Origin of the sequence: Pseudomonas sp. GM24 (assembly GCF_000282235.1) — a bacterium.
Classification (GTDB): Bacteria; Pseudomonadota; Gammaproteobacteria; order Pseudomonadales; family Pseudomonadaceae; genus Aquipseudomonas.
Genome location: NZ_AKJR01000048.1, coordinates 65 through 25,195, shown reverse-complemented (window position 1 = coordinate 25,195; position 25,131 = coordinate 65). Strand labels below are relative to the sequence as shown.

26 protein-coding genes are annotated in these 25,131 nt (G+C 59.4%); 18 read left to right on the top strand and 8 right to left on the bottom strand.

Annotated elements, in window-relative coordinates:
- Positions 1-43: 43 nt before the first annotated feature.
- Positions 44-1,399 (top strand): hypothetical protein, encoded by a 1,356-nt coding sequence (locus PMI23_RS07665; RefSeq protein WP_007915445.1) that lies wholly within the window; start codon positions 44-46, stop codon positions 1,397-1,399.
- A gap of 43 nt (positions 1,400-1,442) precedes the next feature.
- Here PMI23_RS07665 and PMI23_RS07660 read toward each other — a convergent pair whose 3' ends face one another.
- Positions 1,443-1,772 carry a YceK/YidQ family lipoprotein gene (locus PMI23_RS07660; protein WP_007915447.1) on the bottom strand — a complete coding sequence of 110 codons (330 nt, stop codon included), beginning with the start codon at positions 1,770-1,772 and terminating at the stop codon, positions 1,443-1,445.
- A gap of 58 nt (positions 1,773-1,830) precedes the next feature.
- Positions 1,831-2,268 (bottom strand): Lrp/AsnC family transcriptional regulator, encoded by a 438-nt coding sequence (locus tag PMI23_RS07655; protein ID WP_007915449.1) that lies wholly within the window; start codon positions 2,266-2,268, stop codon positions 1,831-1,833.
- A gap of 137 nt (positions 2,269-2,405) precedes the next feature.
- Between PMI23_RS07655 and PMI23_RS07650 the strand changes: the two genes are divergently transcribed.
- Positions 2,406-3,299, top strand: a complete 894-nt coding sequence (locus PMI23_RS07650) for a DMT family transporter (protein ID WP_007915451.1) — start codon at positions 2,406-2,408, stop codon at positions 3,297-3,299.
- 3 nt (positions 3,300-3,302) lie between these two features.
- On the opposite strand, the gene PMI23_RS07645 is transcribed toward PMI23_RS07650, so the two are convergent.
- From PMI23_RS07645 to PMI23_RS07630, 4 genes are all read right to left on the bottom strand, one after another.
- On the bottom strand, positions 3,303-4,343 hold the full coding sequence (locus PMI23_RS07645) for an FUSC family protein (RefSeq protein WP_007915453.1): 1,041 nt from the start codon (positions 4,341-4,343) through the stop codon (positions 3,303-3,305).
- Positions 4,344-4,404: 61 nt separating this feature from the next.
- Positions 4,405-5,364 (bottom strand): HlyD family secretion protein, encoded by a 960-nt coding sequence (locus PMI23_RS07640; protein WP_007915455.1) that lies wholly within the window; start codon positions 5,362-5,364, stop codon positions 4,405-4,407.
- 5 nt (positions 5,365-5,369) lie between these two features.
- Positions 5,370-5,720: a DUF3302 domain-containing protein gene (locus tag PMI23_RS07635; protein WP_007915457.1), complete on the bottom strand. Its 351-nt coding sequence runs from the start codon at positions 5,718-5,720 to the stop codon at positions 5,370-5,372.
- 129 nt (positions 5,721-5,849) lie between these two features.
- Positions 5,850-7,475, bottom strand: coding sequence for an NADP-dependent glyceraldehyde-3-phosphate dehydrogenase (locus PMI23_RS07630; RefSeq protein ID WP_007915458.1), 1,626 nt, complete (start codon positions 7,473-7,475; stop codon positions 5,850-5,852).
- Positions 7,476-7,844: 369 nt separating this feature from the next.
- Here PMI23_RS07630 and PMI23_RS07625 point away from each other — a divergent pair, with 369 nt between their 5' ends.
- The 14 genes from PMI23_RS07625 (at position 7,845) to PMI23_RS07560 (ending at position 22,070) form a co-directional block, all read left to right on the top strand.
- A complete protein-coding gene (locus tag PMI23_RS07625; protein WP_007915459.1) occupies positions 7,845-8,198 on the top strand; it encodes a c-type cytochrome in 354 nt (117 codons plus the stop codon).
- A gap of 76 nt (positions 8,199-8,274) precedes the next feature.
- Positions 8,275-9,603 (top strand): D-arabinono-1,4-lactone oxidase, encoded by a 1,329-nt coding sequence (locus PMI23_RS07620; RefSeq protein ID WP_162130182.1) that lies wholly within the window; start codon positions 8,275-8,277, stop codon positions 9,601-9,603.
- A 74-nt stretch (positions 9,604-9,677) separates the two neighbouring features.
- Entirely contained in the window at positions 9,678-10,886 is a 1,209-nt protein-coding gene (locus PMI23_RS07615; RefSeq protein ID WP_162130183.1) for a DSD1 family PLP-dependent enzyme, read from the top strand.
- Positions 10,887-11,043: 157 nt separating this feature from the next.
- On the top strand, positions 11,044-11,475 hold the full coding sequence (locus PMI23_RS07610) for a hypothetical protein (protein WP_007915477.1): 432 nt from the start codon (positions 11,044-11,046) through the stop codon (positions 11,473-11,475).
- A 388-nt stretch (positions 11,476-11,863) separates the two neighbouring features.
- Positions 11,864-12,475, top strand: a complete 612-nt coding sequence (locus PMI23_RS30275; protein WP_007915478.1) for a transposase — start codon at positions 11,864-11,866, stop codon at positions 12,473-12,475.
- 56 nt (positions 12,476-12,531) lie between these two features.
- Positions 12,532-14,130, top strand: a complete 1,599-nt coding sequence (locus PMI23_RS07600) for a ShlB/FhaC/HecB family hemolysin secretion/activation protein (protein ID WP_007915479.1) — start codon at positions 12,532-12,534, stop codon at positions 14,128-14,130.
- 14 nt (positions 14,131-14,144) lie between these two features.
- Entirely contained in the window at positions 14,145-15,941 is a 1,797-nt protein-coding gene (locus PMI23_RS07595; RefSeq protein ID WP_007915480.1) for a DUF2341 domain-containing protein, read from the top strand.
- Between the two features lie 11 nt (positions 15,942-15,952).
- Positions 15,953-16,378 carry an ExbD/TolR family protein gene (locus tag PMI23_RS07590; RefSeq protein ID WP_007915482.1) on the top strand — a complete coding sequence of 142 codons (426 nt, stop codon included), beginning with the start codon at positions 15,953-15,955 and terminating at the stop codon, positions 16,376-16,378.
- 3 nt (positions 16,379-16,381) lie between these two features.
- Positions 16,382-17,086: an energy transducer TonB family protein gene (locus PMI23_RS07585; protein WP_007915486.1), complete on the top strand. Its 705-nt coding sequence runs from the start codon at positions 16,382-16,384 to the stop codon at positions 17,084-17,086.
- Positions 17,087-17,125: 39 nt separating this feature from the next.
- Entirely contained in the window at positions 17,126-18,823 is a 1,698-nt protein-coding gene (locus PMI23_RS07580) for a putative porin (RefSeq protein ID WP_007915487.1), read from the top strand.
- Positions 18,824-18,840: 17 nt separating this feature from the next.
- Positions 18,841-19,470 (top strand): hypothetical protein, encoded by a 630-nt coding sequence (locus PMI23_RS07575; RefSeq protein WP_007915488.1) that lies wholly within the window; start codon positions 18,841-18,843, stop codon positions 19,468-19,470.
- 17 nt (positions 19,471-19,487) lie between these two features.
- Complete coding sequence (locus tag PMI23_RS07570; protein ID WP_007915489.1) at positions 19,488-19,958, top strand: YbjN domain-containing protein; 471 nt, start codon at positions 19,488-19,490, stop codon at positions 19,956-19,958.
- Positions 19,955-20,902 carry a peptidylprolyl isomerase gene (locus tag PMI23_RS07565; protein WP_007915490.1) on the top strand — a complete coding sequence of 316 codons (948 nt, stop codon included), beginning with the start codon at positions 19,955-19,957 and terminating at the stop codon, positions 20,900-20,902. The genes PMI23_RS07570 and PMI23_RS07565 overlap by 4 nt, the downstream gene beginning before the upstream one ends.
- A 187-nt stretch (positions 20,903-21,089) precedes the next feature.
- Positions 21,090-22,070 carry a LysR family transcriptional regulator gene (locus tag PMI23_RS07560; RefSeq protein ID WP_007915491.1) on the top strand — a complete coding sequence of 327 codons (981 nt, stop codon included), beginning with the start codon at positions 21,090-21,092 and terminating at the stop codon, positions 22,068-22,070.
- A gap of 101 nt (positions 22,071-22,171) precedes the next feature.
- On the opposite strand, the gene PMI23_RS07555 is transcribed toward PMI23_RS07560, so the two are convergent.
- Positions 22,172-22,933 (bottom strand): hypothetical protein, encoded by a 762-nt coding sequence (locus PMI23_RS07555; protein ID WP_007915492.1) that lies wholly within the window; start codon positions 22,931-22,933, stop codon positions 22,172-22,174.
- A gap of 252 nt (positions 22,934-23,185) precedes the next feature.
- On the opposite strand from PMI23_RS07555, the gene PMI23_RS07550 reads away from it, so the two are divergent.
- Positions 23,186-23,704: a GNAT family N-acetyltransferase gene (locus tag PMI23_RS07550; protein ID WP_007915494.1), complete on the top strand. Its 519-nt coding sequence runs from the start codon at positions 23,186-23,188 to the stop codon at positions 23,702-23,704.
- A gap of 1 nt (position 23,705) precedes the next feature.
- Here the strand turns inward: PMI23_RS07550 and PMI23_RS07545 are convergent, their stop codons facing one another.
- A complete protein-coding gene (locus PMI23_RS07545; protein WP_007915496.1) occupies positions 23,706-24,398 on the bottom strand; it encodes an aspartate/glutamate racemase family protein in 693 nt (230 codons plus the stop codon).
- A 212-nt stretch (positions 24,399-24,610) separates the two neighbouring features.
- Here PMI23_RS07545 and PMI23_RS07540 point away from each other — a divergent pair, with 212 nt between their 5' ends.
- The gene (locus PMI23_RS07540; protein ID WP_007915498.1) at positions 24,611-25,102 is read left to right on the top strand and encodes a hypothetical protein; all 492 of its coding nucleotides are present in this window, start codon (positions 24,611-24,613) and stop codon (positions 25,100-25,102) included.
- Positions 25,103-25,131: the final 29 nt, after the last annotated feature.

The following is a 25,131-nucleotide window of genomic DNA, read 5'->3' as shown; positions in this document are numbered from 1 at the left end:
GGCCCTGCCATTGCAGGCGTTGTCCCAATCAAGGAGATCATCGATGAACCAGCCCCAAGGAAAACTGGCTGTACTGGCCATCACCACCGCGCTGTTCAGCGCGTCAACCCTCGCCGGCGTCTATCCTGACTTCGGCTATCAACCACCTTCCAGCCAATACTCTGGCCCACTGTTTGAGTTGAGCCAGAATTACCCGGCCACAGCGCCGAAAGTACCGCTACCCGGTTTTTTCAAGAATCTACCGACCAAGCCAGATAACAATTTTGAGACTTGGCGTGCGTACATGGAGGAAGTCAAAACCTATTGCCTCGAAGGCAACGTCGAGGCTGATTGGTACGTGCAGAACAATAAAAAACGTCAGTGGTATCACATGCCGTGGCAGCACTACGGCCCGCTGGGACGCGAAGGGATTCACGGCCTGACCAAAGAGGCGCAGATCCAGGTCAAGCAACTCGCCCCCACGCAGACCGCCACCGGCCAGACTTACGCGGTGGGCATCTATAACGACATCGGTGCCTATACCATCGGAGAGGTCTGGAAAGACCCGAACAACCCTGATCCGAAATACACATCGGCACCCAACAGCTTCCCCGACGGCACCGTAGTCTGCAAAGCCCTGTTCGCCGATATCGATCGCAGCACCGTGCCGTTCCTGGTGAACCCGGTGTTGTGGAAGGGCTACGTCACCGAAACGTTCACGTCGGCCAATCGCAAGGTCAAGGATGTCGCATTGATTCAGATGGACATCGCCGTGCGCGATCAGCGCATGAGCGCCACTGGCTGGATCTTCGGCACCTTTCAGTACAACGGCGCGAAAACCGGCAAGCCGGGCTGGGACAACCTTGTCCCGGTAGGGATCATGTGGGGTAACGATCCGGAAGAAATCGGCAACGACTTCACCAACCCGCAACCGACGCAAACCAAGATCAACCCCGCATTGCAACAGACTGCGATCAACGCCAAGACCCAAGAGTTGCCGCCCACCCATCTGGGCTGGAACGGTCGCCTCAATGGTCCGGTGGACAACCCCAACAGTTCCTGCCTGAGCTGCCATGCGACCGCCGAAACGCCGCAAGTGGCGATCATGAATCCAACGTTCCAGGCCAATGCGCCGCAGCCGGGTTCGCCTGAATGGATGAAGTGGTTCCAGAACATTCCGGCCGGCCATGCTTTCACTCCGGGCACTCAAAGCACTGACTACAGCCTGCAGTTGTCCGGCGGTCTGGTGAATTACTTCGAGTGGAAATGCGACATGAGCGGCATCTATGCTGACGGCAAGAATGCGTGCAGCAAAGCGTCGGACATGAAACTGAAAATGCTCAAGTCCACCAACAACGCCACGCCGCAGCCATTGCAGAAAGTCATTCGTGACCCGAGCCTGCAGCAACTGCTGGAGTAAGAAGCGAAAAGCCTGCGCACGTTTCGGCGTGCGCAGGCTTTTTTCAGTTGATCACGATGCTGCCATCAGTCTGCTGTTTGTAGACGGTGTAGGGCAGCAACAGCGTGTCGAGTGCCCCGGACACCACGGCATCGATCAACACCACGGGAATCGCGGCGTTTTTGTAATCGTCGGCATCAACGCCCTTGCCCAGAGGCGCATGCAGGCTGCAAAAGTCGTAGGCGAGGCCGCTGTAAATCCTTGGCACCGCCCCGCAATAACTTTTCTGCTCCTTGAGGCTGTCCACCGCAGCCTGATCACTGCGCACCACGGTCTGTACGGTCCCGCAACCGGCAAGCGTCAACGCTGCCAACACCATTGCCTGAAATCTCATTACCGCCAATCCTTCGCCGGAAAAACCTCAATCTACGCCGAACGTGCGGAAAAAGCACTCAGGCCATCGGTGGCAAACGGCGCTTGACCGGCGTCTTCTTGACGATCGCGGTGTTGGTTTCGGCCAAGGTATTGAGGCGGTCGAGCAGGGTGTCCAGTTGTTCCATCGAGCGCACATGCAGGCGCGCGATAAAGCAGTCCTCGCCCGTCACCTTGTCGCACTCGGTGAATTCGGGAATCGACAGAATCTGCCGTTCAACTTCCTGTAACTGTCCCGGCAATGGCCGCACCCGGACGATGGCCTGCAATTGGTAACCAAAGCATTTCGGGTCGATCTCGACGGTATAGCCCTTGAGCACACCGCGTTCCTCCAGGCGCCGCAAGCGTTCAGCCACGCTTGGCGACGATAATCCACTGATCTGCGCCAGCGCTTTGAGTGAGCGCCGTGAATCTTCCATCAAGGCGCTGATGAGGATCTGGTCAATGTCGTCGGTCATGGAAAACTCCAGCATTAGGCAATTGACGGAAACCACCCTCGATAAAAAAGGCAGATTGCGAGTTTAGCCTGCTTTTTGCTCTGGAGCGTTTGCGTGTTCGCTTGGCATACTTTTGCCACAAAGACAGGAGATCAATGATGGACAAGACACTGCGTCACGGCTCATTTGAAATGACCGCCGCCATGCTGATATCCGGGACGATCGGCTGGTTTGTGCTGGTCTCCGGGCAACCGGTACTCGATGTAGTGTTCTGGCGCTGCGTGTTCGGCGCCGGCACCTTGCTGTTGATCTGTGCCGCTTTCGGCTTTCTGCGCCCGGGCATTCTGACCCGCACGACGTTCTTGCTCGCGGTGCTGAGCGGGGCGGCGATTGTCGGTAACTGGGTGCTGTTGTTTGCCTCGTATTCTCGCGCTTCGATTGCGATCGGCACGGCGGTGTACAACGTGCAGCCGTTTATGCTGGTCGGGTTGGCGGCACTGTTTCTCGGCGAAAAAATCACTCTGCAGAAGCTTTTCTGGCTGGCGATTTCGTTCATGGGCATGTTGGCGATCGTCAGCGCCCACGGCACTCAGGGCGAGAGCGGCAATGACTATCTGATGGGCATTGCGTTGGCGTTGGGCGCGGCGTTTCTGTATGCGATTGCAGCGCTGATCATCAAGCGCCTGACCGGCACGCCGCCACATCTGATCGCGCTGATTCAGGTCTGCACCGGGATCTTGCTGTTGGCGCCGTTCGCGCATTTCAGTGCGCTGCCGCAAGCGCCGAGCGCCTGGGCCAGTCTGGTGACGCTGGGCATCGTCCACACCGGTCTGATGTATGTGCTGCTGTACGGCGCGATCCAGAAATTGCCGACCGCATTGACCGGCGCACTGTCGTTCATCTACCCGATTGCGGCGATCTTCGTCGACTGGTTCGCGTTCGGCCATCGCCTGGAAACCCTGCAATGGATTGGCGTGGCAGCGATCCTGCTGGCCGCTGCCGGCATGCAACAGGGTTGGGGCTTGAAGTCCCGGCGACTGGCCGCGCAGTAACCCTCAGATGTTCCAGCGCGGTGCGGTTTTTGCCAGGCGCTGGCGCATCTCGGCGATGTTCGTCGCCAGTTGCCGGGTCAACAGTCGGTAGCCATCCAGCGTGCTGTAAACCGGCGCATCGAGGTTGGCTTCCGGCAACTCGAGCGACTTGTCCAGGCGTTGCGAGGCGCCGGTTTTCAGCGCCCGGGCCATGCCGATCAGTTGCACGCGAATCTGCCGGTGCTCGGCCTTCAGCGCGGATTGCAGGTGGGCCATGGCTTCTGGATCGTTGGCATCCGGGCGGATGTTGCCGAGGATCTCCAGCGTGCTGATGCACATGCGCAGATTGCGCTGGATCGCATCGAGTTCGGTCATGGACACCTTCACTTCCTTGGACACCGACGGCATCAATGAGCGCAGCTGCACCATCACCGCGCCGAGCCGCCCCATCAGTTTCAAATGCTCATCGGCGCTGACCGGTTGACCGCTGATGATGCGTCCGTACACCGTGGCGCAATCGCGCAAAGCATCGGCGAGGTTGTAGCGCCACGAATACACCGCGTAGAGCGGCAGGGCAAAAGAGAAGGCCAGAGCGAGGGCGATGCCGATCAGAATATCGACCCCACGCCACAAGCCATCGGTGATCGGATTGTCGCCATGCCCGGCGACGATGAACACGGTGATCGCCGAAAGCAGGGCGGTGTAACCCCCCTTGCCGATGGCGTGATAGGAGAAGAAACCGCAGACCACCGCCATTGCAAAATACGTCAGCCACGGCATGCCGAGCCATGCCTGCTGCGCCACCAGCAGCAACCCGACGCCGGCACCGATTAACGTACCGGTGGCGCGCTCGGCGGCTTTCTTGCCGATGTTGCCGTGGTGCTGCAAACCACCGATCACCACTAGCATGGTCACCGATGCCCATTCGCCGTGGGGCAGGTTGATGCCGGTGGTCAGCAGGATCGTCGCCAGTAAACCGAGGGCCACGCGCACCGCATGAATCAGCCGCGCGTGCCGGTAACGTCGATAAGGATCCAGCAACGGTCGCAAGACACGGCGCAGCAAGGGCGGAAGTCGATGGGTGCTGTAAGTACTCAGTGCGGGCCTCTCGTGATGGCGGTTCAGATCAATGGAACGGGAAAATGTAATTCATCCATGCTGCCATACGCAGGAGGATTTTGCGCATCGTGCCAATGTGGTGGAAGTGCTGACTGTACAACGCGGCCTGCCCGTAAGCACCGCCCGGCATCAGCTTGCTGTACTGGGCGAACTCGGGATCGGTGATTTCGATGATCACCGGCACACGCCCGGCCGGCGGCGAACCGGTGTAGCCGATCAGGGTGCCGGAAGGTTGCACCTGACCTTCGGCAATCACCCCGATGACATTTTTCACCCGACCGGCGAACACCTTGCCGGGAATGCCGTCGAACGCGACTTCCGCCTCATCGCCGACGGTCAGGCGCAGCAGGCTGTTCTGGCGCATCCACGCAGCAAAATATTGGCCTTCCTCGGGAATGAACACCATCGAGGGACGCAACGGCAACTTGCTCGCCATCATCCCCGGCCGCAACGAAACATGGGTGACGAAGCCTTTGCTCGGCGCGCGGACGGTGGTGTTGTCCAGCTCGAACTGGGCGTTGTCGAGCTGCGCTTGCAGGTCGTCGGTGCGGGCAATCGCGGCATCCAGTTCACGCTGGGTGCCGAAGTTGCGCCGGATCAATTCGGTGATCCGGTAGCGATCACCCTTGGCGGCGATCAGTTGCGCCTTGAGCGACTTCACCCGGTTTTGAAACGGCGTAGGGTCGATGCGAAACAGCACGTCGCCTTTTTCCAGCGGCTCGTTCCCTTTCACCGGCACGTCGATCACTTGGCCGCTGATGATGGGAATCACCGGCACAGAAACGAAGTAAGTGCGCGCCACTTCGGAGTAGGGATGGTTGTAGTTCATGGTGAAAATCAAGGCGCCGATCATCAGGATGCCGCCCAGTACGGCGGTGGGCACCGTCCATTTGTTCAGCGGGATACGGAAGATCTTGAACACTGCGACGCAGATCGCGGCGTAAGTCAGGATGAGCAGCAGATCCATGGCGTTCAGCCCTCCCGGTTGTGGGGAGCAGTGGCATTCGCCGCTTCGAGTCGCTCGAGGCGTCCTTGCAGTTCGCTCACCTGTTGCTCCAGGCGAGCGACATGGTTTTGCACGGATTTGCCGTCACCGAACCCCCAGCCGCGATCTTCTCGATAGGCCATCGCCCAGATCCACAGGAACGGCCAGAGCGCATGCAGCGTGAACAGACTGACCCAGCCAGTGGCATGGATTGCATCCTGATGCGGATGGTTACGGTGCACAGCAATTTCGTAGGGAATGTCATGCAGCACGATGATCCCGTAAAACAGCACGAGCCCGGCAAACACCAACACGCCTAACGCGAAGTAATCCAGCATGATCAAGCTCCCGGCATCCAGCACAGTGCTGGCATCAGTGTAGACACTGATTTGCCGGGCGCTTGGCGACTTTGGATCAGAACCGCATGCGGTCGCCTTCTTGCTTATTCATGATGCGGGTGACAGTGATCAGAAGATGTAATCGGTGGTCAGGAAGCTCGAGTCACGCCCGCGAATGATCTCGCTGATCAGGTCCTTGTTGCTGTCCTGGAACTTGGTCGCCACCAGCGTACGGATCGAGAAAACCCGCAATGCATCGTGTACCGACAGCGTACCTTCCGCCGAATTCTTGCGGCCGTTGAACGGGTAAGTGTCCGGCCCGCGCTGGCATTGCGCGTTGAGGTTGATCCGCCCGACCTGGTTGGCAAAGGTGTCGACCAGACGACCGACCGCCACCGGGTTGGTGCCGAAGATGCTCAGTTGCTGACCGAAGTCCGACTCCAGCACATAGTCGATCACGGTATCGAGATGACGGTACGGCACGATCGGCACAACCGGGCCGAATTGCTCTTCCTGGTAGACGCGCATCTGCGGATTCACTGGGTACAGCACCGCCGGGTAGAAGAACGATTCGCGTGATTCGCCACCATTGGGGTTGACCACTTCGGCACCCTTGCTGCGCGCATCCGCCACCAGACCGTGTAGATAATCGACCTTGCCCGACTCCGGCAGCGGCGTCAGCGATACGCCGCTGTCCCATGGCATGCCCGGTTTCAGCGTGGCCAGTTTGGCGTTGAATTTTTCGATGAAGCTGTCGACCACGTCTTCGTGGACGAAGAGGATTTTCAGCGCGGTGCAGCGCTGACCGTTGAACGAAAGTGAACCGGTGACCGCTTCGCTGACGGCGTTGTCGAGATCGACTTCCGGCAGAACGATGCCCGGGTTTTTCGCATCCAGCCCTAGTGCGGCGCGCAAACGGTGCGGTTTCGGGTGCAGTTTCTTCAGATCGCTGGCGGCTTTGTTGGTGCCGATGAAGGCGAAGATGTCGATCTTGCCGCTGGCCATCAGCGCACTGACGGTTTCGCGGCCACTGCCGTAGATCACGTTGATCACGCCGGTGGGGAAGCTGTCGCGGAAGGCTTCGAGCAACGGACGGATCAACAGCACGCCGAGCTTGGCCGGTTTGAACACCACGGTGTTGCCCATGATCAGCGCCGGAATCAGCGTGGTGAAGGTTTCGTTCAGCGGGTAGTTGTAAGGGCCCATGCACAGGGCGACGCCGAGCGGCACGCGGCGGATCTGCCCGAGGGTGTCCTGTTCCAGCTCGAAACGGCTGGAGCGGCGATCGAGCTCCTTGAGCGCATTGATGGTGTCGACGATGTAGTCGCAGGTGCGGTCGAACTCTTTTTCCGAGTCCTTGAGGTTCTTGCCGATCTCCCACATCAGCAACTTCACCACGGCATCGCGCTGCTGACGCATGCGGCCGAGGAAAGCTTCGACGTGCTGGATACGTTCGGCCACGCGCATGGTCGGCCACAGGCCCTGGCCACGGTCGTAGGCACGTACGGCGGCGTCGAGGGCGGTGAGCGCGGTGTCGGCATCGAGCAGCGGGGTGCTGCCGAGGATGACTTGTTCGTCGCCGTTGTCGCCTTTCAGATAGACCGGGCTGCGCACAGTGGCGAGCGGGCCGTCCCAGCGGCGCAACTGGCCGTCGACCAGATATTCGCGTTGCTCGACCTGAGCGTCGAGGCGGTATTTTTCCGGGATGTCGCTGACAGAAGGGAACAGGTTGCCAAGGATGTTTGCTGTGGTCATGTCGCTACCCCGTGTTGATGTCCGTATGCAGATCAAAAAGCCTTCACAGGTTATACGCCTGAATGCGCCGGAATTTAAACCCGCAAATGTCACCCGAATGTCACGCAAAGGCGCAGAGCAGAGGGGGCTGGCAACACCGCGAACTCTGTGGGAGCTGGCTTGCCAGCGATGTGGCCGGTACTTTCAGCATCTTCATTGCCTGACACACCGCTATCGCTGGCAAGCCAGTTCCCACAGGGTTTTGTGTCTATAGCCGATCCCGAGGCGAGTCCTGGCTGGCCCCGTTTGCCCCCCTCGCTGTCCCGCAATGCCCTCAACCCGTTGCACCCGCTGCCTTAAGGTGTGAACACAACAATAAGCGAGGCCGTTATGCGGGCAATCCGACTCACTTTACTGCTGGCGTTAGCCGTGGCGCTGCCTGGCTGCGGTGAAGACCCCAACCCCCCGGTCACCACCCATAACGCCGTGCCAAACGACCCGGCACTGGCGCAGATCTATACCAACAGCTGCCAGCTCTGCCACGCCAATCCCGCCGCCAACGCACCGCTCACCGGCGACCGCAAAGCCTGGGAGCCGCGCCTCCAGCAGGGCGCTGACACGCTGCTCGATCACGCCATCAACGGCTACAACGGCATGCCGCCGATGGGCCAGTGCGTCGAGTGTTCGGAAGAGCAATTCCTGCAATTGATCGGCTTCATGGCCGACCAGCCCCTCCCTCAATAAGGTGCCCGGCATGACCATGGATCTGACACGGCGTCAGTTGTTGCAACGGGCAAGCATTGTCGGCGCGTTCAGCGCGTTGGCGAGCCACCCGGCACTGGGCCAGTTGATGCGTGCGCCGCGTTTGATTCCGTGGCGCAACTGGTCGGGCGGGCAGAGTTGCCTGCCGGCGGCGCGCTTGGCGCCGAAGAATCTCGATGAACTAACGACGGTCATCAAGCAGGCACAAGGCAAGATTCGCCCGGTCGGCTCGGCGCATTCCTTCAGCGCGCTGGTGCCCACTGACGGCACGCTGTTGTCGCTGAGCTATTTCAACGGTCTGCTCGATCACGACGCGAAAACCTTGCAAGCCGAATTCGCCGCCGGCACACCGATGTCGCGCATGGGCCAGCCGCTGAAAGACATCGGTCAGGCCCTGCAAAACATGGCCGACATCGATTACCAGACCCTTGCCGGGGCCATTGCCACGTCGACTCACGGCACCGGCAAAAACTTCCAGTCGTACTCGGCGCATGTCTGCGGCATGCAACTGGTGACGGCCAGCGGTGAAGTGCTCGACTGCGACAGCCAGCGCCATGCCGAAGTATTCAACGCTGCCCGCGTCTCCCTTGGTGCCCTCGGTGTGGCAACAAAAATCCGCCTGCAAAACCGCCCGGCCTATCGCCTGCGCGAACGCCAGTGGATCGCCAAGACTGAAGAACTGCTGGAGGACATCGACAACAACACCCGTGAAAACCAGCACTGGGAAATGCTCGTCGTTACCCATTCCGACTACGCCTTGTCGATCGCCCTCAATGAAACCGACGACCCGGCCACGCCGCCGATCAGCCCGGAAGAAGAGGGCGGTAACGAGTTCGTTACCCTGATCGAGAAGATCGATAAGTACGGCAGCGACTTCCCCGATCTGCGCCGCACGCTGCTTAACAACTTGCGTCATCTGGCCAGTTTCGATGATCGCGTCGGCGACTCGTTCGACATCTACGCCAACGTACGCACCGTGCGGTTCAACGAAATGGAATATTCGGTGCCTGCCGAACACGGCCCGGCCTGCCTGCGGGAAATCCTCAAGCTGATTCAGGACAAGGACCTGCGCACCTGGTTTCCCATCGAGTACCGCTACGTCAAGGCTGACGACATTCCGCTGAGCATGTTCGAGGGCCGCGACAGTTGTTCGATCTCGGTCCACCAGCATTATCAGATGGATCATCACAACTTCTTCGCGGCGGTTGAACCGATCTTCTGGAAATACAACGGCCGACCGCACTGGGGCAAGTTGCACACGCTTAACGCGAAGAACCTGCAAGCGCTATACCCGCACTGGCGCGAATTTGTCGACGTGCGCCAGGCACTGGATCCGAGCGGGCGCTTTCTCAATGCGCATCTGGCGTCGATATTGGGGGTGAGCTGATGGCGGTCAATCGACGCAATTTTCTGCTTGGCACGTTGGGGTTTGGCGCATTGTTGGTGGGCGTAGGCGCGTGGTTGCGGCCGGGAGACCACGGCGCGCCGTACAGCGATTATTTCCGCGCACTGAACAAAGAGTTAAAGGAAAAAGGCCCGATGCGCCCGGTGCTGCTGATCGACCTGGATCGGCTCGATCACAACATCGATGTGGTGATGCAATCGGTCAGGCGCGGCGGCAAACAATTGCGCCTGGTGGAGAAGTCGCTGCCGTCCCCGGGACTATTGAGCTACATCGCACAACGTGCCGGGACGCAAAAATTGATGTCATTCCATCAGCCGTTTCTCAATCATGATGCGCAGGTATTTCCACAGTCCGACATCCTGCTCGGCAAGCCATTGCCGGTGCGTTCGGCAGAGCTGTTCTACCAAACCCACAAAGGTCCGTTCGATCCCGCAAAGCAACTGCAATGGCTGCTCGACGGCCCCGAACGTTTGCAGCAATACCTTGCGTTGGCGAAGGGTTTGGGCACACGGATGCGCATCAACATCGAGCTGGATGTCGGCCTGCATCGCGGCGGGGTCAGTGATGAGCAGGTGCTGGGGCAGATGCTCAGACTGATCAGCGCCAACCCGCAGCACCTGGAATTCGCCGGGTTCATGGGTTACGACCCGTTCGTAGGCATGGGCGTGCCGGGGATTCTCGGCTCGCCGGAAGAACTATTCGCCAAGGTCATGGTGATTTATCAGCGCTGCGTCGATTTCACCCGGCAGCAGTTTCCAGCGTTGTGGCATGACGGTTTGTGCCTGAACACCGCTGGCAGCCCGAGTTATCGCATTCATGAAAAAGAGAAGCTCAGCACTGAAGTTTCGGTGGGCACGGCGATGCTCAAACCGACGCACTACGATTTGCCATCGCTCACCGAACACGTCCCCGCGACCTACATCGCCACGCCCGTATTGAAAAACACTGGTGCGGTGAATATTCCGGCGCTGGATGGCAAGTCGAAGTTGTTTTCGTGGTGGGACCAGAATCAGCGCCAGACTTTCTTCATCTACGGCGGCAACTGGATGGCCGAGTTCGAATCGCCAGCCGGTTTGCAGAGTAACGGGGTGTACGGCCGCAGCTCGAATCAGGAAATGGTCAATGGCTCGAATGCCGTGGGATTGGTTGTGGAAGATCAAGTCTTCCTGCGTCCGACGCAGACTGAAGCAGTGCTGTTGCAGTTTGGGGATTTACTGGCGGTGCGGGGTGGCAGGATCGTTGAGGTGTGGTCGGTTTACGCCTGACTCCAAATTTTTGAGTTTGTCTACTGTCAAGTCTTACAGTAGATCTCGTGTCCGCGATGGCTGTACTAATGGTAGTGACACAGTCTATGCAGCATGCATTGAAAGTTCAGACTGTGCCGCTCTTTCAATAGACAAATAGCCTATCAGGATGACAAAAATGAAGACGGACACTGAAGTGGTAGTAGCCAATGCAACAGGCCTGTTTGAGGTGGAAACCGACCAGCTCGGAATAATGCGTGCAGATATTGTTACCCTTGACGACACAACCTACGGTTTCAGCGTTTTTGGACGTCAGGGTGTGGGCGGAAATATGGAGCCAAAAAAACAATTGCTATTAACGTTTCCCAAAAGAGAGTCGTTTCTAATATATGACGCGAAGGATTTGCTGGATGTGAAATACATCGACTACAGCGAATCTCACTATTTCGAATATGTTGTTGAGTCTGGTTCATTTGCTGTCTCGTATACAGAGTCACCCAGGAAAGCCACCGGGTTGTTCAGTATGGATATGAAGTTGAAAGGCTCTCCGGTTCCACCAGGACCGGAGAGGCTGAAAGTAAAAGGATTCTTTCACTTGAAGAACGACTAGACATACTTGAATGGGGGACTGAATTACCGTGTGGCGCCTGCGTAATATTTCGTTAAGTCACCTATTCGACAGGTGCTGGCCCCTGACTCGAGTCCAACCCGAGCCGACTTAAGCCAAATACAAATAAAACGGTAAACCTGTGGGAGCTAGCCTGCTAGCGATGGTGTCCCGTCAGCCGACATCAACTCGACAGACACACCGCCATCGCTAGCAGGCTAGCTCCCACAGTATTTTGTTGTGTCTGTGATTTCTCGACCAATTCTGTAATGAAGCTTTTATGACAAAAGTTCGGTAGCACATCGCCAGTCCGGTCATGCCTATGTAACGCGCTTGAGGGGCCCAACGGGGCGCTTTTCACAAGCCGAGGCGGGACGCCGGGAGTGAGGCAATGGGGACTATGGAACGCTACTCGAAAGTGGGCATGCAGGAACTCGATCAACGCCTGTCGAAGATCGTCGAAGCCGCGCGCAAGAAGCCGGTTTCGGTGTATCGCTACGGCGCGCCATGGGTCTGGATTGTCTCGCAGGATGACTGGCAGGGCGCCTTGAAAGAGGTCTCCAGCTACATTCCGCCGGGCCATTCGCTGGTGTTGCTGCGCCCGCAGATCGACGACTTGCTTGACGCCCACCGCGAGCTCCTGCACGACCTCAATGCCGAGCCGGGCATGCTGATTCCCGCGCAAACGGTCATGCACATCCTGCTCCTGCAACTGCTGTATTCGGTGCCCAGCGAGCAGCAACTGTATGAACAGCTCAATTACAACCTGTTGTTCCGCTGGTTCGTCGGTCTTGGCCTGAACCAGAAAGTCTGGAGCTTCAACGCCCTCAGTCGCGACATCGCCACGCTGCTCAACGAGCCCCGGGCGGTGCTGCTCATTCAAAAAATCATCGGCGAAGTGTTCTGCGGCGCGTTGCTGCAAATGCCCGAGTTCTCGTTGAACTTCGCGCTTTTGCACACGTGGCTGGGCAAACACGCCTGCGCCTCGACAGCCAGCAATTGACGCCATACACGCGGCGTTCGAAACGCCAACAGGTCATCGCGAATTCAGGGGGTAGTGTGGAACCGATTTTCAAGTCACGGCTGGCGCTGTGGGGCTGGCTGCTGGTGACGGCGGGCGCGCAGCCGGCATTGGCCGAAGAGGCCGCCAACAACGCAGCGGCCCAGCGTCTGGTCGACGTCAACGAGTACTTCGTGCGCGGCAACACCGTGCTCGATGCGCGGGCGATCGAAGAGGCGGTGTACCCGTTCCTCGGTCCGCAAAAAGCCCTCAGTGACATCGAAGGTGCGCGCGACGCATTGCAGAAGGCCTATCAGCAACGCGGCTATCAATCAGTGTTCGTCGAGCTGCCCGAGCAAGCCGTGGCCGACGGCATCGTCTATCTGCAAGTCAGCGAAACCAAGGTCGGCCGCGTGCGTGTGGTCGGGGCCAAACACTATTCGCCGCTGGACATCCGCGACGACGTCCCGGCGCTGAAGGAAGGCGAGGTGCCGGACTTCGCCAAGGTTCAGGGCGAACTCGCGCAGCTCAACAAAACCCCGGGCCGGCAAGTCATGCCACTGGTGCGAGAAGGTCAGCGCCCCGGCACCATGGACGTCGATTTGCAGGTCGAAGATCAAAACCCGTGGACTGCGAGTGTCGGCCTCAACAACGATTACAGCGCCGACACGGAAAAACTGCGCACGGTCACTAGCCTTGGCTACAACAACCTCTGGCAACTCGGCCATAGCGTCAACCTGACGTTCTTCACTGCGCCGCAGGAAACCGACAACGCCAAGGTCTGGTCGGGCTCCTACACCGCGCCGCTGACCGATCGCTGGAGCGTGCAGTTCTCCGGTTACCAGTCCGACAGCAACGTCGCCACCATCGGCGGCAGCAACGTGCTCGGCAAGGGCCACTCCTATGGTATGTCGGCGATATACACGCTGCCGTCGAGCGGCAACTGGTCGAATTCTCTGTCCGCCGGCATCGACTTCAAGGACTTCGACGAACGCCTGACCTTGTCCGGTGAGAGCGACAAAGTCCCGCTGCAATACGCACCCTTTACCTTCGCTTACAACGGCTATCGCTACACCGAGAAGAGCCAGCTCGGCCTCGGTCTGAGCCTGGTCGCCGCCACTCGCAGCATCTTCGGCTACGGCAGTTCCGACGAAGACTTCGACTACAAACGCTACCGCGCCAAACCGAGCTTCGCCGTGCTCAAGGGCGACACCAACTACACCTGGACCTTCGACAGCGACTGGCAGAGCGCAAGCAAAGCCGCTTTCCAGTTGGCCTCGGGGCCACTGGTTTCCAACGAACAGTTCTCTGCCGGTGGCGCGACCTCGGTGCGTGGCTATCTGGCCGCCGAGCGTACCGGCGATGACGGCTTGCTGCTCAGTCAGGAAGTGCGCACGCCATCGCTGGCCAAGTACGCCGGCACGTGGATGCAGGACTGGCGTTTCTATGCCTTCGCCGAAGGCGCACAGCTTTATCTGCGCGACGAACTGCCGGACCAAGACGCCAATTACGCCCTGGCCAGCGTCGGCCTCGGCACCCGCGCCAGCCTGAGCAAATGGCTGTCCGGCAGCCTCGACTGGGGCTATCCGCTACTCGAAGGGCCGAACACCTCGAAACAGGAATCGCGCCTGCACTTCAACCTTCAAGCCACTTTCTGACAAGGAGCACGTTCATGCAGCGCCTCTTTCTTTCGTTGTTGATCTGCCTGGGCTTCGTGCTCCCGGCCACGGCTCAGGCCTGGTGGCAGGACGACTGGCATTACCGCAAACAGATCGCTGTCGACACCACGCCACAAGGCGCGGCGATCAATCAGGCCCTCGGCCGTACCGCGCTGCTGGTGCGCCTGCACACCGGTAACTTCACCTTCGACGGCGTGAAAGAGGACGGCTCGGATCTGCGCTTCGTCGCCGCCGATGACAAGACCGTGCTCAACCACCAGATCGAAAGCTTCGATGCGCTGATGGGCATGGCGCTGATCTGGGTCGATGTGCCGAATGTCGAGGGCGGTCAGCGCCAGGACATCTGGATGTATTACGGCAATCAGAAGGCGCCGGCGACCGGCAACGGCCAACTGACGTTTGATCCGAATTACACCGCGCTGTATCACTTCGACGGCGCCACCGGCACCCCGCCGAAAGACACCACCGCCTACGGCAACACCGCACAAAGCGCGACCGGCGCGGCGATTGACGGCGTGGTTGGGCGCGCCTTGCAGTTTAGTGGCCAGCCGTTGTTGCTGCCGGCCAGTCCTTCGTTGCAACACAACACCGGCAGTGCGTTCACTTTCAGTGCCTGGCTGCGTCTGGATCAGGCCAGTGGCGAGCAACTGATTCTCGCTCGCCGTGAAGGCGCCAACAGTCTGCTGGTCGGTGCCAATCAAGGTGTGCCATTCGTTGAGATCGATGGCCAACGTGCCGTCGCCACACAAGCGCTGAATCCGGGCCAATGGCAACACGTCGCGCTGACCGCTGAAGGCTCGAAAGTGACCCTGTTCATCAACGGTCGCGAAGCGGCCACGCTCGCTCAAGCGGTGCCGGCCTTCAACTCGGTCATGGCCATCGGTGCTGACGTGCACGAAGGTCCGTTCCAGCCGTTTGTGGGCGCTATCGATGAATTGCGCCTGTCGAAGGTTTCACGTCCGGCAGCGCTGTTGCTGGCCGACGCTACCTCGCAAGGTGCCGAGTCGAAACTGGTGGCTTACGGCGTCGATGAAGAGCAATCCGGGTTCGGTTTCGGCAGCCTCGGCTTCCTGCTCAACGCCGTGCCAATCGACGCTTGGGTGATCATCGCCGTGCTGGTGCTGATGATGTTCCAGTCGTGGATCATCATGCTGCGCAAGAACCGCAGCCTCAGCCGTGTCACTGCCGCCAACGAAGACTTCCGTGTGCAGTTCGCCAAAGTCGGTACGCGTCTGGAAATGTTCGCCGACGACGCGCAACTCGCCCAGCGCTTGCAGCATTCATCGCTGTGGCGCCTGTACCTGGTGGCAGTCAAAGAGATCCGCACTCGCCGCGAACAGGGCGCCGATACCTCCTCGGTTTCGGCTGCGACCATCGAAGCGATCCGTTGCTCGATGGACGGCGTGCGTACCCGCGAAAATCAGCAGCTCAGCTCGAAGCTCTCGACCCTGTCCAACGCCATCGCCGGCGGCCCGTACATCGGCCTGCTCGGCACGGTGCTGGGGATCATGGTGGTGTTCCTCGGCACGGCGATGGCCGGTGACGTCAACATCAACGCCATCGCACCGGGCATGGCTGCCGCATTGCTCGCCACCGCGATGGGCCTGTTCGTCGCGATCCCGGCGCTGTTTGGCTACAACCGCCTGATCACCCGCAACAAGGAAGTCAGCGCCGACATGCGTGTGTTTGTCGACGAGTTCATCACGCGGCTGGCGGAGATGCACGGCGAGAGTCAGTTCAGTGAGTCGGCGCATCGCGGCCATCACGCCAACCACTCCGTACCGGCCTGAGGAGCACTGACATGGCGTCTGTAAATGCCTCCCACGACGATGACGAAGATGCCGCGGTAGACAGCATCAACATCACCCCGCTGGTCGACGTGCTGATGGTGGTGCTGGTGATGTTCATCCTCACCGCCACCGCGCAGGTCTCCGGAATCCAGATCAACCTGCCCAAGGCCAGCGCCTCCGTGTCGCTGTCCGAGGCCAAGACCAAAGCGATTTCGGTCAACGACGGCGGCCAGGTTTTCCTCGACGCCTATCCGGTGACGTTGGCCGAGCTGGAAGAACGCCTGCGCATCGAAAAGGCACAGAGTCCGGATTTCCCGGTGATCGTGCGCGGCGACGCGACGGTGCAATACCAAAAAGTCATTGAAGTGCTGGATCTGTTGCGCCGGCTCGAACTGTCCCAAGTCGGTCTTGTGACCGGCAAACCGAGTCAGGGCTGAGTCATGACCGCACAACTCCCGATCGAGCCGCTGCCGGTGAAAAAGCCAGCGCTGCGTTACGCGAAGTGGGGCGCCGGATTGCTCATCGGTGCGCTCGCCGCATGGTTTCTGTGGCAGTGGGCCAATGACATGAGCGGCATCCGCCGCGAAGCGCCGAAGGTGCCGACGATCATTCCGTTGCCACCACCGCCACCTCCGCCGCCGGAAAAACCGCCAGAACCGGAAACCCCGGTGGAAGAAAAAGTCGTCGAGCCGGAGCCAACGCCCGAGCCAGAAGAGGTCAAGCCCGAGGAAGAAGCGCCGCCATCCCCGGCGGATGATCTGGCCAACCCGATGCAAATGGACGGCGATGCGCAGTCCGGCAACGACGCTTTCAACATCGGCGCGGGCAAGGGTGGCGGCATGGCTGGCACTGGTGGCGGGCGTCTGGGCACCGGGACGTACAGCCAGTTTCTGGCGTTCACCTTCCAGCGTTTGCTGCGTGAGAACCCTGAGCTGCGCAACCTCGCGTTTTCGTTGCAGGCCGATGTCTGGCTGAGCAGCGTCGGCGAGATCACCCGCGTCGAGCTGATCAAGTCGAGCGGTAACCCCGAGATTGATACGCAAGTGCTGGCCGCGTTGCGCGGTGCGCCGGCGCTGAGCGAACGGCCACCGGCCTCCATCACTTTGCCTGTGCGCCTGTCCCTGCAAGGGCGGCGTCCAGGTTAACCCCACTTTTAAAGCTTTGGCAAAAGGAGTTGTGTGCAGATGATTTCCAACGTGAATCGATTGTCCCTGGCGGTCGGCATGGTCATTGCGACCCTGGTCGGTCAGGCCGTGGCAGCGCCTGCGCTCTCGGAGAACGCCACGATCAATCTGATCCGCTTGCTGGTCGAGCAGGGCATTCTGAAGCAGGACAAGGCCGATGCGCTGATCGCTCAGGCGCAGAACGAAGCGGCCCAGGCCAAACAGGCTGCGGCATCCACCGCCGTGGCGGCGGGGCCAGTGGCGGCGCCGGGCGACGTCCGTGTGCAATATGTGCCGGCAGCGGTGCGTGACCAGATTCGCGATCAGGTCAAAGCCGAAGTCATGGCCACCGCCAAACAGGAAAACTGGGCTGCGCCAAACAGCTTCCCGGAATGGGCGGCGCGCATCAGTTTCGACGGCGACATTCGCTTGCGCAACGAATCGCGCTACTACTCGGACAGCAACAGCAACGAGATCGTCGACTTCGCCAAGCTCAACAACAACGGCCCGTACGACGTGAACCCCAACAGCAGCACCAATCTGCCGCCGCTGCTCAACACCCGCGAAGATCGCACCAACCAGTTCCGCATCCGCGCAAGGCTGGGCATGAAAGCAGAGATTTCGCCGCAATGGACCGCCGGCATTCGTATCGGCACCGGCTCGGACAACAACCCGGTATCGACCACGCAAAACCTCGGCGGCGGTTTCGCCAAAAAGGACATCTGGCTCGATCAGGGCTACCTGAACTGGAAGCCTACGGATGAATTGACCCTGACCGGCGGGCGCTTCGCCAACCCGTTCATGTCCACCGACATGCTTTATTCCAACGACCTGAACTTCGACGGCGTCGCGGCGATTTTCGACCACAAGCTCAATCGCGATTGGGGCGTGTTCGGCACCGTCGGTGCGTTCCCGGTGGACTACACCAACGACACCGCCAGCAGCAACGGTTTCGACAAGGAAGAGAGCGACAACAAGTGGTTGTACGGCGCGCAGATTGGCGCCAAATGGGCAATCAACAGCAACAACCGTTTGAAAGGTGCACTGGCCTACTACCGCTTCGACGACATTCAAGGCCAGCGTTCCAGCCCTTGCGAACCGTGGGCCGGCGCGCCGGGCTGTGACAGCGACGGCAGCCGCGCGGCGTTCATGCAGAAGGGCAACAGCGTGTTCCTGCTGCGCGACATCACGCCGAACCCGCTTAACCCGACCACCACGCCGCAGCCGCAGTTCGTTGGCCTTGCTTCGGAATTCAATCTGCTTGATCTGAACATGGTCTGGGATGCCGACTTGCCAGAAGACTTCAAACTGCGCAGCCAGGGCAACTACATCCACAACCTCGCGTACGACGAAGGCGACATGCGCAAGCGTTCGGCCGGGCAGATCGTCAACAACCTCGACAGCAACGGCGACATCGAAAGCGGCGCCAATGCGTGGATGGTGCAGTTCACCCTCGGCAGCGCGCTGGACCTGAAAAAGCAGGGCGACTGGAACATGTTTGCCGGCTACAAATACATCCAGCCTGACGCCTTGCCGGACGGCTTCAACGACTCGTCGTTCCACCTCGGCGGCACCAACGCCAAGGGCTATTTCATTGGCGGCAACTACGGCCTGGCGAAGAACGTTTACGCCACCGGTCGCTGGATGAGCACCGAAGCGGTGTACGGCGCGCCGTTCGACATCGACGTCTTGCAGCTTGAGATCAACACGCGCTTCTAAGGCGCCGGGAGAGGGTTATGAAAACGCGATTTGTGTTGCTCGGGCTCGGGCTGTTGATCGCCACTGGGGCCAGTGCCGAAGGCATGGAAGAACGCCTGCGCACGCAATTGCGCAGCACCACGCAACAGTTGCAGGCCCTGCAAAGTCAGCAGGCCCAGGCCAGCGCCGCGCAACTGGCGGCGCAAAACGAAGCCAAGGCTGCGCAGGCGCAAATCAAGCAATTGAGCGCTGAACTGGCTAAGGCCAAAGGCGTCGCCGAGCAATTGGCCGGACAGCAACAGAGCCTGCACAGCCAGGCGCAGGCACAAGTGGCGGCCAGCGCCGAGCAGACCGGCAAGTTCAAAAAGGCCTATGACGAGTTGCTGGTCATGGCCCGTGCCAAAGAGGCAGAACGGTCTAAGCTTCAAGCGCAATTGACTGAACGTGACACACAAGTGCAGCAATGTTCAGTCAAGAATCAGCAGATGTACGGCGTCGCCAAACAGATCCTCACTGCCTACGAAAACATCGACGTGGCCGAGGTGATGAAGATCCGCCAGCCCTTCGCGGGCAGCGCCCGGGTCAAGTTCGATGAACTGGCGCAGGGGTTCGGTGACGAGCTCTACAAGACTCAATTCGACGCGCCGCAAGCCGCGCTCTCGCACTGATAAACAAGGAAGAAGTAATGACTCAATTGATCAGCCATGTTTCCCCACAATCCCTGACCGACGTCCTGCAAGCCGCCGGTTATCGCGTCAACCAGACTGAACAGAACGGCATCGTCCAGTTGCTCAGCGCCAGTCAGGGCATTGGCTACGCCGTGCGTTTCGGCAACCCTGCGGTGGAGCAGGGCAGTTACGTCGACTTCACGTTCAGCTGTGCGCTGCGCGTGCAGGGAGAGTTGCCACAGGGTGTGGCCGAGCAGTGGAACGCCAGCCGCCGGTTTGCGCGGTTGTCGTTGCAGGGCGAGTTTCTGGTGATGGAAATGGACGTGGTGGTGGCGGCGGGCGTGAGCAATGATCACCTGCGTGGCAACCTGGAATTGTGGGATCGCCTGCTGCAAGAGTTTATTGTTTATCTGCGTGACTTCACCCAGAACGGCAGCGCGCAGACCGCCAAAGTCGCCATCGCTGAGCAAGAGGAAGTCGCGCTGTGAAAAAGCCTGCCATGGTGATCAGCGCTGCGGCAGTGGCGCTGTTGGTGGTGACCGTGGCGCTGGTGGTGCGGCCGGGCAGTGACCCGGTCGCCGCCCAGCAATCGTCACCGCTGGCGACGGTTGCAACGGGGCCGGCGGTGGCGCGGTTGGGTAATCAGCAGGTAACCCCTGCGGAACTTCAGGCGTTGCTGGCGACAGTCCCGCCAGAGACCCGCGAACAATTGCGCGGCAATCGTGAAGCGCTGGAGCGCTGGATTCGCACGCGGCTGGCCGAGAAAGCGGTGCTGGAGCAGGCCGATGCCCAAGGCTGGGCGCAGCGCCCGGACGTGGCCCGGCAGACCCGTGCGGCGACTGAGCAGATTGTGTTCCGTGATTACTTGCGTTCGGTCAGCCAGGTGCCGGCGGATTATCCGAGTGCAGCGGAATTGCAGCAGGCTTATGACGCGGGCAAGGCAAGCTGGCAGACCCCAGCGTTGTATCGGGTCAGTCAGATTTTCCTCGGCGTCAATGATCCGCAGAATCTTGAAGCGGTGCGCAAGCAGGCGCTTGAACTGAGCAAGAAAGCGCAGGCGACACCGGCAGAATTTGCTGCACTGGCGACGCAGTATTCGCAGGATCGCGTCACCGCTGAACGCGGCGGCGATAGTGGCCTGCAACCGTTGCAGCAATTGGTGCCGGAAGTGCGAGGCGCCGTGGCACGGCTCAAGGTGGGCGCAGTCTCTGATCCCGTCCAGAGCGCCGCCGGGTTCCATGTGATCAAACTCACCGAGCAACAACCGGCGCGGCTGGCGACCCTCGACGAACTGCGCGATCAACTGACCCAGGCCTTGCGTGCGCAGCGGCAGGAACAGATTGCCCAAGCGTACCTCGACGGCATGCTCAATACCGCGACGCTCAGCATCGACGGTGCCGAGCTCAACAAAGTCCTAGAGGAAAAACACTGATTTCACCTTCACTGAGTGACCTGTGGGAGCTGGCTTGCCAGCGATGGCGGCTTACCAGTCACCCATGATGTTGGATCTGCCGGCCTCATCGCTGGCAAGCCAGCTCCCACAGGATCTCCACTGGGTTCAGAAATAGTTTAAAAGTGCTGAAAGCCACCAAAATACAAAGATCGACAGGGAGTCATCGATGTCATTCACCGAACCCGCAGGACGACAGGGCAACTCCGATTACCATTGGCCACACAACAAAAGCGAACCTTGGCTTTCGCACGCCGCGACCATCGACGCTGACGTCGCCCAATACTTCCTGGTCAGCGCCCGCTGCGGTTGCTTCATGCAAGCCGCGCGCAGCCTCAACGTGCGCTCGACCTTGCTGCGTAAACAACTGGCCCAGCTCGAACAAGAACTGCAACACACGCTGTTCAGCTTCCAGGGCAGCGCACTGAGCCTCACCCGTGAAGGCCAGCAACTGCAGGCCAAACTGATAGCGCTGGCCAACGAACGCAAACTGCCGGTGATCGAACAGCCACTGATCCGCCTCGCCGTCGCCGAATCGATCCTCCACGACATCCTCGGCCGCGACCTCATCGCACTGCTGCGCCGCAACGCCAGCGTACGCCTGGAAATCATCGCGCTGGACAGCGAATTGTCGCTGCGTGCCGTCAGCGCCGACGTCGTCCTCTGGCTCTCCCACGGCGAAACCCCACACCCGGGCCCGACCTTCGCCACCAGCGAACCGCAAGCGCTGGCACGCCTCGACTACCTGCCACACATCGCCAAACGCTACTCCCGCGTTACTGCGCGCCCGGACACACCCGACGACCTCGCCGACTTCATGCTGGTGCAATGGCAACACGACCGCCAGATCGACAGCTTTCGCCCATGGAATGAACTGGTCGAACAGCGTCTGGCCGGGGTGGTGCAGATGCAGTCCTATGAATTGATGCTGGAGATGATTCGTTGCAGCGCGTGCATTGGTTTGTTGCCGGCGTATATGAGCCGCTTTGACCGGGGCCTGATCGCACTGCCGGGGTTGTTCGAAGAGCCCATGCAATTGCAGGCGTGGCTGGCGGTCAACGCCGAGTCACAGAATGTGGCCGAAGTGCAAACCCTCACCGACCTCATTCATCACACTTTCTCCGAGCGCCACGAATGGTTTCAGTCCTGATTCACATCTATTGTGGGAGCGAGCCTGCTCGCGAAAGCGGCCTGACATCTGTCACAGTTCGCTTTCGGGCAGACTCATGTTACTGGATGACATTATTCACGCTATGATTGGGCAGTAAATTTGATGTTGTCTACGCTGACAGTCAATAGGTTGCCGGTCTCGGCAGAGGCTCCATCAAGACTGAACTCCACTCTTTTAATACCGGGTTGCTCAACGGCCACCACCTCATATTCAGTATGGTCCACTGCACTGATTTTTTTAGTCTCCAGTAGGGTTGCTTTGTCGTCGTAAAAGGTAGCAGTAAATACGCCGTCAGGAGTGCCGCCCGAATACACCTTGTACTTAAATTCAATGCTTGAACAAGGCACTTTTATGTCCATTGTCACGAGTAAAGATCCTTCCACTCGGCGCACAAAATACAGGTAATGCTCACCGGCGCTATTGATGATTTTTAGATAACTTTTTGGCTCCGCTGCTGAAGTGATTGTCATGTAGTAGGTTTCGAGAGTCGTGAAAGGCCCTTCAGGGTAATCTACGAATTCTTCGATAAAAAATTGCTGGAGTAGGGTAAATGTTCTTGCGGGAGAACTCGACAAACCCTCCGGAGTTTTGGCGGTAAAGCTGTACGTGGACGGGGTCAGGCCTCCTATCGATAAACGCCATTCGCCGGTTGATGTATCTGAGGTAGCCTCGCCTTTGGACACCTCTCCGTCGAACACCTCAATGTTCTGACCTGGGGCGGCTGTGCCGCTTATCTTAAATGAAGTTTCTACCGTAATTCCTTCATTGAGAATCTCGATACCGCTGCCCAAGCCTTTGATTGACGTTAGCGTTGGTAAAACATGGGTCGAGTACTTCTTCATGTTGAAACTCCTGCATTAAGTGTGGAAGGAGCCATCAAAGCGCAAGCTGAAGAATCGCGCACCTGTCAGATCTGACAGGTGCGAGCTAAAATCCGACGGGCGGCTGAGTTGCAGGTTTGTGTCAAATAACGCAAACGGTGAATGAAAGATCGCTTTCGCGAGCAGGCTCGCTCCTACCGTATTTACTCTCGCCAGACAGACAACTGGCAGTTTAGAGTGGTCGGCCACACATCGATCCAGGAAGGATCCGCCATGCCCGACCACAACGCCGCCATTCATATTGAACGCTTCAGCGAGTCGCACCTCGAGGCTGTCACGGCGCTTTACAACGAGCGGGCCGTCACCCGGCAGGTGTTGCAGATGCCGTTTCAGTCAATCGACGTCTGGCGCCAACGGTTGCTGGCGGAAAATGAACGGGTGTTGAAGCTGGTCGCGCTGCATCAGGGCCAGGTCATTGGCCATCTGGGGCTGGAAAACTATTCGCGGATTCGTCGCAGCCATGCCGGCAGTGTCGGTATGGCAGTCGCTGTGGCGTGGCAGGGCAAAGGCGTGGGGTCGAAGCTGTTGGCGGCGGCGCTGGACGTCGCCGACAACTGGATGAATCTGCACCGCGTCGAACTCTCGGTTTACGCCGACAACGAGGCCGCCATCGCGCTCTACCGCAAATTCGGGTTCGAGACCGAAGGCCTGTTTCGCGATTACGCGGTGCGCGACGGGCAATGGGTCGACACCCTGAGCATGGCCCGCCTGCGCAATCGCCCGAAAACCTGACTCAGTCGCCCAGCGCAAACGCCACCGCCGACTGTGCATGCAGTTCGGTGGTGTCGAGCAGGGGCAGGGCGCTGTGTTCGGGTTTGACCAACATGCCGATTTCGGTGCAGCCGAGGATAATTGCCTGAGCGCCGCGCGCGGTGAGGGATTCGATCACCCGCTGATAGATTTGCCGCGACTGATCGCTGATCACGCCGACGCAGAGTTCGTCGTAGATGATCCGGTGTACATCCTTGCGCTCTGTTTCGTCCGGCACTAACACGGTCAAACCCTTGGCGACCAGGCGTTGCTTGAGGAAATCCTGTTCCATGGTGAATGCGGTGCCGAGCAATCCGACCGTGCGTGCATCTATGTTCAGAGCCGCCTGTGCGGCCGGTTCGGCAATGTGCAAAAACGGAATGCTGATCGCCGCCTGAATCTGCTCGGCAACCTTGTGCATGGTGTTGGTACACAGCACCACGCATTCGGCGCCGCCGGCTTCGAGCCTGCGCGCAGCATCGACCAGAATTGCTGCCGCATCGTCCCAGCGCCCGGCGTGCTGGGCCTGTTCGACAGGGCCAAAATCGACGCTGTGCATCAGCAATTGCGCCGAGCGCAACGGGCCGAGACGGTCACGGACTTGCTGATTGATGAGTCGATAGTATTCGGCGCTGGATTCCCAGCTCATGCCGCCGATCAGGCCGATGGTGCGCATTGGATGTCCTCAGGCAAATGACAGTGTCGAGCGTTCAGGTCTGCGCGGAGTTTCCTTTTCTTCATGTTTCGATGCCAGCAGCAAGTGACTGTACCGCTGATCTTTCACGCAGGTGTCATGGTGCTTCATCGGGCCTGGTGCAGGTTAAACGTACGCCGGGGCTGGTATCTGCCACTATCGACCTTTGCAGCTCCTTTCCGAGGAACACCGCTATGGACGACGTACAACAACTGGGCGAGATGCTTCGTCATTACGCCGAGAGCGAAGCGCACAAGAAGCAACTGTTCGAGACGCAATCGGCTGCTTGGGCTACACGGATTACTGCGCTGTTCAGCGAAATTCAGCAATGGCTGGAGCCGGTGCAGGCGCCGAATCTACTGGAGGTGAGTCGCGAGGCCTATGTCGCGTTCGGGCCGAGTAACCCGGTAGAGACGTCCACTTTCAAGACGGAGAAGCTGAGCATTGTGATTGCCGGCAAACCGGTGGAGTTCGTGCCGGATGTAATGGGCAGCGCGGGTCAGATCTCGCTCGCGGTGATGGGGCTGACGGCGGCGCGTTATGGCAGCATTTCGCTGGTCGGATTGCCGGACGGCACGTGGCAATGGCGCAAGACCAATGGTTTGAAGGATCCGGATACGTTTGCCTTCGACGCCAATTTCCTTGCCCAGCAGTTGCAGAGTCTGATTCCTCGCGATCGCGGTTAAGATCAAGAGCTACCCCCTCACCCCAGCCC